A 9893-nucleotide genomic window follows, 5' to 3' on the forward strand; every position below is an offset into this window, starting at 1 on the left:
CATCAATAAAAACAATCCCACAGTCATTATCAGTCCAACAATCGTGATCACCGTAATTCTACGATTACCGCTAGGGTCTGCTTGCCCACAATGACAGCATATTTTCGCCTTATGCGAAATAAACCCAAAACAGAATCGGCACTGATTCATTTTCATTACATAACACCCTGTATTGATTATAAAAACACCGATTCTAAAACAATTACTGGAACCTAGGAAATTATATGCTCAACGCTAATGTCACGGGGAGTAACCAAAAAGATCAACCTCCCAAGAACATACAAGAAAAAAACACCACGGTAAAAGACCGAGTTATCAGCATTTTCATGCACTTACTCTTTATTACTCGAATCGTATGTTTTTGCGGTATTGGAACTATCGTACAGATTTTCATCTTGTTAGAGACTGGAATACTCACTTATGACGAGTACCTAGATATGAAGAGTATCTTTTTCGCGGAGTGGGTCGCGGGGAGTGTTTTTGTCTCGCTCATGAATTTCATGGATTACCTTTTTTCATTCAACCGATCAGCACGAGGATAAATGATGCGCTTATTTATTGCAGAAAAGCCCTCTCTAGCCAAAGCCATTTACGAAGGATTAGGTGGCACGGGTTCTACAGCGATGGGGCGTGGCTATTTAGAAATCGGTGACACAAAAATCGCACCTTGTTACGGCCACATGATGGAGTTATTCGATCCAGAAGACTACGACGAAAAATACAAAGTTTGGTCAATGGATGACTTACCTATCAAAGCTTTCATGCCTCCGGTATTAAAGGCTAAACACGAATCGAAAGAACAACTCGATCTCATCTTTAAACTCATTGAAGAGGCGACCGATATTGTTCATGCGGGCGATCCCGATGATGAGGGCCAACTACTGATAGACGAGATTTTGAATCACGTTGGCAATACAAAGCCGGTGTATCGCGTCCATATTGCTGACTTGAACTTAAAGCCAGTACAAAACGCCTTAGCCAATTTAAAACCCAATAGCGAATTTGAACATTTTGGACGTAGCGCATTAGCACGTTCTATTGCTGATCAGCTTTTTGGTTATAACCTCACTCGCGGGTTTACCTTGCAAGGTCGCAATCAAGGATTTGATGGCGTTCTTAACGTTGGCCGAGTGCAAAGTGCCGTACTTGGTTTGATCAACTCTCGAACACTGGCGAACCTTTCGCACCAGGAGAGTTTTTACTACGAAGTGAACGGGCAATTTAGTGCAGCGGCGGGGGCTTTTTCAGGGAAATATCAGCCATCGGATAATGATATTCTCGATGAAAAGAACCGCATCATTGAAATGGCAAGCGCCTCTCAAGCCGTTGCACAAAGTAAAGGGGGCACGTTTACTGTCAGCGAAGCTGTCACGAAACCGGAAAAGAAAGCGGCGCCAGCCCCCTATAACCTTTCATCACTACAGCAAGCCTGTGCGAAAAAATGGGGTTACAGCGCAGATAGAACGCTTGAGATAATGCAAAGCTTGTATGAAACACACAAGTTATTGACCTATCCACGTTCAGATTGTCGCTTTTTATCGGATGAACACTTTGAGCTTCGAGATCCCATACTTCAAGCCGTAACGGGCACAATGCCGCAATTCGCGCCACTGATTGAAAATGCAAACCTCGATAGCAAACACAAGGCATTTAACAGCGACAAAATCACCGCGCACCACGCGATTTGTCCCACTGAAAAATCCGGTGAAGGCATTACACTGACAGCCGATGAGAAAAACATCTATGAGTTAATCGCTCGTGGGTTTATCGCCTTGTTTTATCCTGAGTCAGTGCGCGATAAAACACGTGTTGTTTTAGTCAATGAGCATCAACGTGAGTTTGTGGCCACACAAACTGATTTGCTTTCTCAAGGATGGGAATCACTTTACGGTAGCGAAAAAGAGGCGCCAGTTCGAGCGGTTGATTTAACCGCAGTACAAAAGGGTGACACGCTATCTTGCATCGATGCGAGTATCGATAAGAAAGCGACAACACCGCCAAAATACTTTGTTGAATCAACGTTATTGGCCGCAATGAGCCGCGCTGCAAAATTCATTTCCGATCCTGAGCTTCGCAAAGACTTAGAAGCGAAAGACAAAGATAACCCCGCAGAATCTGGCTCTATTGGCACGGAAGCGACTCGCGCAAGTATCTTGAAAAAGCTATCGGATAATAGCGCCCTTATCTCTATCGAAGAGGAAAAAGGCTACAAAGAGAAAGTGTGGAAGACCACCAAACAAGGGCAAGATTTTTGCGCGGCACTGCCCAATGAGATCATTGCGCCGGACATTTCAGCGATGTGGTCTAGTCAACAAGAAGCGATCAAGCAAGGCACGTTAACCGTTGAAGCTTTTGTTGACGGTATTGATGCGTACATCGAGAAACAAATCGAGCACATCAAAACCCACGGCATAAAAATCACCCCTAACATGCAGCCTTGCCCTGTATGTAAGCAAGCTTACTTACGACGTCGAACAAGTGGAACCGGCGAGCAATTTTTTGCCTGTAATCGATACCCCGATTGCAAAACCACCTATCCAGACAAAGGCGGCAAACCCGATTTAACACCTCGTGTTAAGCGGATCATGAACGTATCAAAGCACCCTTGCCCTGTATGCAGTAAAGGCTTGATACGTCGAAGCTCCAAATTCAAAGGTAAAACCCGTTATTACTGGACATGCTCAGGCTATCCAGAATGCAAAACGACCATTTTTGACCAAGCAGGTAAACCTAATTATGCAACTGCAAAAACAGAAACAACGCCACCTAGTGACGCGCCAGCGAGCGAATAAGCTTGCTCTTGTCATTGGAACGCTACTTTTATCCAATCTTTCATTTTCCGCTTACGCTCATGAATGCAGCGCCGTGAATTATAAAGCCGGTGATGTTGTTCACGTCTCTAGTGCGCAAAACCTGGGTACTCGTATTTCACTGCCAGCCAATCTTATTAAGCCGCCGGTGATCACGAATGCCAGATTATGGGACATTGGGGGCGAGACGGGCACAAACCAAATTGTGGTGTCACCCAATAGCAATAACAAACTTGGCAATAAAGCGATGGTGTTTGCCTTTGCTGATAACGGCAAGGTGTACGACATTATGGTAACAAGGGTCGCGCAAAAAGCGCATCAGCCATGCGTCACCATTAATGAACGCCCTAACTTTTTCTTTGCACCTACCCCCGAAAAGAAACCGGCGCCCAAGCCAGTAGCGAAAGTGGAACCTAAAACCACACCGAAACTGGAAAAAGGGGCGCTCGTCAGTGGTTCAGGGGAAGCGGCTTATCCTCAAATGTTCACCCAATACAAATGGGATAAGAAAAAAGAGGTGTACCCACAAAATCTGATTGCCGATGTGTACGACAACGGGCGCACCACCTTTATTCGCCTAGCAAACCGCCATCAAGGTTCCCTTTTAGTTGAAACGAAAATCGGTAACAAGAACACCTTAATTCCAGTCTCTCACAATGACGACTATTCCATTTTCAGCGTGAACGGCGTTTATGGCCGCTTTGATATTCTCGTTGGCAATTCAAACATTACGGTTACTCGCTAACCGCTAAGGACATACTGTGAAAAAAACACTTTGTGCGCTGGCCTTAATGGTTTGCGCAGGGACAAGCACGGCCTTTGCAAAAGAAGTCGATACTTTACAAGTCTCGGTTCGCACTGTTTACCCAACAACGGTGAACACCGTTGGTGACGCGGTGAAATGGTTTGTGGAACCCCTTGGGTATTACGTGTTAACCGACCACCCCGCGCCAGCCAGTGCAAAGGCACTACTCGCAAAACCGATCCCAATGGAAGCCATGATGCACCGCACCATGCCAGTACTTCACGCCGTCCAACTTCTTATTGGTCAGAACAACACCATTATCGTTGATAAGAAAAACCGCCTTATCACTGTTTCAGAGGGTCGCTAATGAACATCAAAACCACCGGATTAACGGCAGTATGCGCAGCGCTACTTGCAAGTGGTTGTGCGAGTCAAAATGAATCTCTTGGTAACGGGGAATACCTAGAGCTTTTATCGATAAACGTTATCGAGCGAGATTTATCCAGCTTTACTCCCACAAATATCTCTCGCACTGACATAGCAACGATCGCCACGAAAAAAGCGCCAATCCCGTACACCTTCACCGTGCGAAGCGGGGAGCGTTACCAAGTCGCCCTGAACCGCTGGATCAAGGCAATGGGGTATCAAAACATTGCGTGGTCGATGAATAAAGCCAATCGCCAAGCACTGGATGAACTCAGTAACACCTCAATGCGATTTGATGGCAGTTTCAAAAAAGCAGTCAATGAACTATCCGATGCACTAGGTACGCCAATCAACATCATTACCGACAACAAAACGCTTGTTGCTGGCGTGTATGACTTTGACGGCGACGCTCGTATTACTCACATCAAAGGATCGTCTTTGAAAGTCGTTGTTGAGCGAGTTGTGAAAAATTACGGCCTACGTTGGGATAGCGGCGACGCATTTTCACGTAGCTGGCTGGCGCCCAATGATTACGAATTTGGGTCCGATTATTATCTGCTTACACCAAAAGATGACATCGAGACGGCCTTAACTACCGTTCTGGAAGAGTTCCCCGTTTATTCCTCGATTGTGGAATCAACAGGGCAAGTGATTATCCAAGAGGATTTATAACCCATGAAAAAAATGATTGTAGGCGCACTGATAAGCGCTCTAATGATGGGCTGCGCCTCTCAAGAGTACCAGGATGCACTGAACACGAACAACAGTGTGCAAGATGCCATATCCTCCCACACTGATTATCAAAAACCGTCTAAAGTGACTTACATTAAAAAGCCGCCAGTGGTACTGCAACCGGTAACAGAAGAATACGATCGTGAATGGCTCAAAGAGCCAATCACGGTAAATGTTTCTCAAAGGCCGCTTTCGTTAGTGCTTGAAGAAGTCATGTACGGCACAGACGTGCCGATTTACTTTGGTGAAGGGGTACTGCCAAACAAGGCAGTGACACTGAACTTCTCACAACAACGTGAAAACGTGTTGAATCTGGTTGCTCGTGATACCGGCTACGGGATTGAGTTTCGCAATGACCGCCTTGAAGTGACCAAAACCATTACTCGCGTGTTTACCCTAAATATTCCAACGGGTGAAGCATCGGGACAACTTGGCTCACAAGGTAACGCATCGGGTGAAGATTCGGTGCGTATCGAAGGCCAGTATCTCAATGTGTTGTTTGATGAAGTCACTATCACGCAAGAAGTCGCTGATACCATCAAAGAATTGCTCGGTGGTGAAGATGACAAAGAGAGTACGGTAACGGTATCAGTCAACACCACGACACTGATTGTGAAAACCTCGCCTGACAAGATGCAAGAAGTTCAGCAAGTGATTGACCATTATCAAGCTGAGCTATCTAAGCAGGTACTACTCGATATTCAAATCCTAGAGTTTCGCTCAAACCTTGGCACAGAACGCGGCATCGATTGGAACATCGTGAAGAACGTCGGTGATGGTACGCTGCAATTTTTCGTGCCAGGTACTAGCACCATTTCACAAGGTGCAGGTTACGGCATGGCCTTTACAGGAACAGGGGATTGGAGCGGCACACAATCGTTCATTAAAGTACTTGAAAAGCAAGGCAGCGTTTCAACCCAAACGCCTGTTACCGCGCTTATTCTGAACAACCAACCCGCCAAAATCACACAACAAATCGTTGAGCCATATGTCGATGAAATCACCCGTGACAGCAGCGAAGGCGTTGTATCGGGTGGGTTTACTCGTGCAACTGAATCCGAAGGTATCGATATGATGGTTTCGGCCAAAGTGCAAAGTGATGATGTGTGGCTACGTCTTTCAGGCCAACTGCAAAAGATTGTAGGCCGTGAGAACCGTGAGATTTTTGATAACCAAGCTAATTTTTTAACGGTGCAAAAATCGGAAATCAACTTTGTGAATAAATTGCGTTACGGGCAAACCTTTGTGATTGCCTCAGTAAAACAAACCACTTCAACCGCAGAGCGCACTAAGAACTTCTGGTCGTCGTTGTTTGGTGGAACAGGCTCAAACGAAGAGACTGTCGAAACGTTAGTACTGCTTACGCCGCGTAAAGTGCAGTAAGGGGGCTTTATGATTTTAGCTAATCGAGCGCTGCTCTATAGCGCTAAACAGCTTAAAACGCACCGGCAACAACATCCTGCGCGTTTTGAGCGCATCATCGAAGAAGACGGCGTTTATTATCGATATTACCGCGACGAACCCGCGTTACTCTTTGGGGAATACGTTCTCAATCAACTCAAAGCACAAGGCGACCCAATGGGTCGCTTTGTTTTTGCGCAAAATATCAATGAAAGCTTATGGTTTTTCGCTTCATTTGAAGAGGGGAAACTTGAGCAAGAAAGTGTTGGACTACTGGATGCACTGACGCATGAGTTTGATTATCCGCTGCGCAAAGCTGACCGCATTATGGCTACCGATAAAGCGTTTAGCGGGCTTTTTAGTGATGAACGACTTCTCTTTATCGAACCTCTCGTACTCGATGAAATGGAAGCTTTCACGCTTCAAGCCAAAAAGACGCTGACAGTAAATAAGTGGGTCGCGGTCATGCTTGCGGCGTTGGTATTAAGCGCCGCGGCGGGTATTGCGCTTTATCCAAAGCCTGAGCCGGTTGTCGCAGTGGTTGACGATGCCAAAACGCGCTACAGCAAAATGCACCTCAGCTACGCAAAACCCACGGATGCGTTAATGAGTAGCGTGAATTTGTTGATGGATGCCAGCCTTATGCCGGACGGTATCGAAGCAAAGAAAGTGACGTTAAACAATCAAACGGTCTCGATGAGCATTAACGAAGACAATATCGCGCCCTCAATCAAAAGGGCGTGGATGGAGTCCGTACCGTCATTTGCTCAGCATTACCAAGATAACAACGTCACACTGTCACTTGATGCACCCAATCCTTGGCAACCTTACGCCGTTAAGGGCTACAGCGAGCAACTACAAGATGCGCTTTTCTATCTTGGTGGCACATTAACGCAAACCTCAGAGCAGCGCATCGATGATGCGCGAGTTCGCACGTATCTACTCAATTTCACCGGCAACGTGGGGCAAATCCCGTTGCTGGCGCAATTGCTTAACGTGCCTTTTGTTACCGTGAGTTTTCTTGAAATGGAAATGAACGACTCTTATCAAATCACTACTTTGAACATGACGTTAGATGTTCAAGGAGAATCTTTATGACACCGGAAGCAACGAAAAAAATCAGAATGGCCGTACTTGGTGTGCTTGGCCTTTCCATGGTGGGCTACATGGCGTTTGAAGCGCTTAGTGGTTCAAGTTCCACTCCTCCACCAATTTCATCAAACGTCAGTGAGCCTAACTTAGATTTCATTGAAGAGGCAGCCTCATTACCTCCTGCACCGAAATTTGAAGAAGCCCGTGAAGAATGGCAACCAGAAACCGCCTACGCTCAATCTGAGACGCAATCGACGGTTATCACCTATCAACCGTCACAAAAAGCTCAAGACGTACTGGATGCACTAGAAGCAACGTACATCAGCAAAGTAAATACGGACAAACTCACGGCGCAAATCGCAGAAGAGACCACAAAGCAATCTCTTGATGCTATTCAGCCACAGGCTCAAATGGTCGTTGAGACTGCACCGCCAGTAATCGAGAACGCCTCGGTAATTGATGCTATTCAGGTGAAAAGCATTGTAGTGACACCAAAGCGATCAACGGCATGGCTGAGCGTGAACGGTGAAAACATTCCGGTGCAATATGGCGTGTGGGTTGGGGATGTTCGCGTCGTCAACATCACCAAAGACTTTGTGCGTTTTGTGAATAAGAAGGGCGCGGAGTTCACCAAACACGTGCCGTCCAGTGCCACTATTTATACTCCAGCTAAAGGAAAGAACAATGAACCATTCTAATGTCGTTGTCAGCGACCAACTAAAATCGCTCTACTTTACGCACCAAAATGCGGTACTGCTTGAAGATGGGACGCTTCTCACTTCGGACTATGACAGTGCCGCCATTGAGTTAATTAAAAACCATATCATTGAGCGCAACGATGAGTACCCCGAACTCCTCGGCGCGGTCATTAAAGTGGAGAAGACCGACACCTCAACCATTGCGGAAAAAATTGAAAGCCTCTCAACAAAAGGCGTTCAGTTTCAGATGCAAAATGGGGATATATCCACTATCGGCCAAGATGCGAAAAACATCTTGCAACTGGCCGTTAAGCGCGGTGTATCCGATGTTCACATAGAACTCTACGGCAATGAAACGCGCATCATGGCACGGATTGATGGACGCATGGTCGAACTACAAAAAACCATCCCTGAATACAATTATGGTTTAACGCTGCTGTCTTATCTCTTTAATCAGCTCGGTAAAGATCAAGACGCCGACTTTAGCCCAAAAGCTCCAAACAACTGTCGTATCGAAATCGACCTCATCACGCCAGATAAAAACAATGAAGGCAAACATATTGAAGTGGAACGCGAGACACGCTGGCGTGTCAGTTATATCCCCGCACAGAACAATGGCGGTCAAGTAACCCTTCGTTGGCTCAATAAAAACACCACAATCCCCCGCCTAGAAGATTTAGGCTGGGAGGAAGGGCATATAGAAGCGATTAGACGCTTTCTGAATAGCCCTTTTGGTTTGTTACTTCTAGCGGGGCAAGTGGGGAGTGGTAAATCAACTGGCATTGCGGGCATGTTAAGCGAAATGAAAGGTTCAGGTCGCTCAATGAATACGCTAGAAGATCCGGTTGAGTTTGATATAGGCGTGATGCAAACCTCGGTCAGAAGCACTGACGAGTTGAACAACTTTATTAAACTGCTGCTTCGTCATGACGTTGATATTGAAATGCACGGTGAACTTCGTACTCAAGAAGGCGCTATGGCTGCGTGTCGTAAAGCCGAAACCGGACAACTGGTATTTTCAACCATTCACACATCAAGCGCAGTGGGTATCGCCCATACGCTGAATGAACAAATGAAAATACCACTGGCTTTGATTGCAGCGCCGGAGTTGATGAAAGTTTGGGTTTATCAAACACTGGTACGCACGTTATGCACAAAATGCTCACTGACGATGGAAGAGGCAAGCCCGCTTTGGTCTGAGCGTGAAAGTGCCCAATTCAAAGCATGGAGTGAACACAATCCAGTTAGCCCATTAATGCGCTTTAGAAACCCTAACGGTTGTGCTTGCTGTAACCAAGGGGAGAATGGGCGCACGTCATTAGTGGAAATGATTTTCCTTGATGATATTGATCGTCAATTCATCTTAAACAAGGATTACCTCAACTGGGGCAAAGCCCTCAAAAGTAAGAATTATAAAACGGTACTCGATCACGCCAATCTCAAAATTGGCCGTGGTGAAATCGACATATTCACTGCGGCAAAACAAGTAGATGGTCTATTTGAACGTTCATCAGATTCAATCTATGACTCATTCTTTACCGCGATAGATGCCCCCGTCGATAACATCGGGGAGAGTGAAGAGGTCGCGCCATGCTAAAGAAAAAAGAAGAAATTCATTTTTTCGATAAAGTGTTACGCCTCTCTAACGCGGGATTGATGCAAAAGCAGATTGCAACCCAAATAGAGAAGTACGGGACGGCCAAAGAAAGAACGATTGCAACATCGTGTCTTCAAAGCATTGCACGAGGCTCTGGCTTTTCTCAAGGTCTCAAGCAATGGGTATCGGCCAATGCGTATCTAAGTCTATTGGGTGGTGAAAAGGCTAGTGACTTTGAGCAAGGTTTACGGGATGCCATTAGTGCGTTGAAAGTCGATGAAGCCAGCGGCTCAGCGATTGCAAAGGTGCTAATAAAACCGCTATTTGGTGTGCTGATATTGTTTGTTATCAGTGCGCTATTAGCGGCGTATGCGTTCCCTTCACTATCAGAA

General features: G+C 46.1%; 8 protein-coding genes and 1 pseudogene. All 9 read left to right on the forward strand.

The annotated features are described in order from the left end of the window. The first annotated feature begins 542 nt into the window (after nucleotides 1–542). Nucleotides 543–2792: a DNA topoisomerase gene (locus RH88_RS00640; RefSeq protein ID WP_005592732.1), complete on the forward strand. Its 2250-nt coding sequence runs from the start codon at nucleotides 543–545 to the stop codon at nucleotides 2790–2792. Next, nucleotides 2737–3555 carry a TrbG/VirB9 family P-type conjugative transfer protein gene (locus RH88_RS00645; protein ID WP_005592733.1) on the forward strand — a complete coding sequence of 273 codons (819 nt, stop codon included), beginning with the start codon at nucleotides 2737–2739 and terminating at the stop codon, nucleotides 3553–3555. The genes RH88_RS00640 and RH88_RS00645 overlap by 56 nt, the downstream gene beginning before the upstream one ends. A 16-nt stretch (nucleotides 3556–3571) precedes the next feature. Continuing rightward, nucleotides 3572–3922 carry a hypothetical protein gene (locus RH88_RS00650; protein WP_005592734.1) on the forward strand — a complete coding sequence of 117 codons (351 nt, stop codon included), beginning with the start codon at nucleotides 3572–3574 and terminating at the stop codon, nucleotides 3920–3922. Then, on the forward strand, nucleotides 3922–4653 hold the full coding sequence (locus tag RH88_RS00655) for a hypothetical protein (RefSeq protein ID WP_005592735.1): 732 nt from the start codon (nucleotides 3922–3924) through the stop codon (nucleotides 4651–4653). Before RH88_RS00650 ends, RH88_RS00655 begins: the two co-directional genes overlap by 1 nt. A 3-nt stretch (nucleotides 4654–4656) precedes the next feature. Further along, entirely contained in the window at nucleotides 4657–6096 is a 1440-nt protein-coding gene (locus tag RH88_RS00660) for a hypothetical protein (protein ID WP_005592736.1), read from the forward strand. 9 nt (nucleotides 6097–6105) lie between these two features. Continuing rightward, nucleotides 6106–7212, forward strand: coding sequence for a hypothetical protein (locus RH88_RS00665; protein WP_005592737.1), 1107 nt, complete (start codon nucleotides 6106–6108; stop codon nucleotides 7210–7212). Next, nucleotides 7209–7904: a hypothetical protein gene (locus RH88_RS00670; protein WP_005592738.1), complete on the forward strand. Its 696-nt coding sequence runs from the start codon at nucleotides 7209–7211 to the stop codon at nucleotides 7902–7904. The genes RH88_RS00665 and RH88_RS00670 overlap by 4 nt, the downstream gene beginning before the upstream one ends. After that, nucleotides 7891–9501 (forward strand): GspE/PulE family protein, encoded by a 1611-nt coding sequence (locus tag RH88_RS00675; RefSeq protein WP_005592739.1) that lies wholly within the window; start codon nucleotides 7891–7893, stop codon nucleotides 9499–9501. The genes RH88_RS00670 and RH88_RS00675 overlap by 14 nt, the downstream gene beginning before the upstream one ends. Beyond that, a pseudogene (locus RH88_RS00680) lies at nucleotides 9495–9893 on the forward strand (hypothetical protein); the annotation flags it as partial. The gene RH88_RS00675 and the pseudogene RH88_RS00680, both read left to right, overlap by 7 nt.

Origin of the sequence: Vibrio scophthalmi LMG 19158 (assembly GCF_000222585.1) — a bacterium.
GTDB classification, from domain to species: Bacteria; Pseudomonadota; Gammaproteobacteria; order Enterobacterales; family Vibrionaceae; genus Vibrio; species Vibrio scophthalmi.

Coding starts and splice junctions, on each gene's coding strand:
- RH88_RS00640 (WP_005592732.1), top strand. CDS start 543: ATGATGCGCTTATTTATTGCAGAAAAGCCCTCTCTAGCCAAAGCCATT.
- RH88_RS00645 (WP_005592733.1), top strand. CDS start 2,737: ATGCAACTGCAAAAACAGAAACAACGCCACCTAGTGACGCGCCAGCGA.
- RH88_RS00655 (WP_005592735.1), top strand. CDS start 3,922: ATGAACATCAAAACCACCGGATTAACGGCAGTATGCGCAGCGCTACTT.
- RH88_RS00660 (WP_005592736.1), top strand. CDS start 4,657: ATGAAAAAAATGATTGTAGGCGCACTGATAAGCGCTCTAATGATGGGC.
- RH88_RS00665 (WP_005592737.1), top strand. CDS start 6,106: ATGATTTTAGCTAATCGAGCGCTGCTCTATAGCGCTAAACAGCTTAAA.
- RH88_RS00670 (WP_005592738.1), top strand. CDS start 7,209: ATGACACCGGAAGCAACGAAAAAAATCAGAATGGCCGTACTTGGTGTG.
- RH88_RS00675 (WP_005592739.1), top strand. CDS start 7,891: ATGAACCATTCTAATGTCGTTGTCAGCGACCAACTAAAATCGCTCTAC.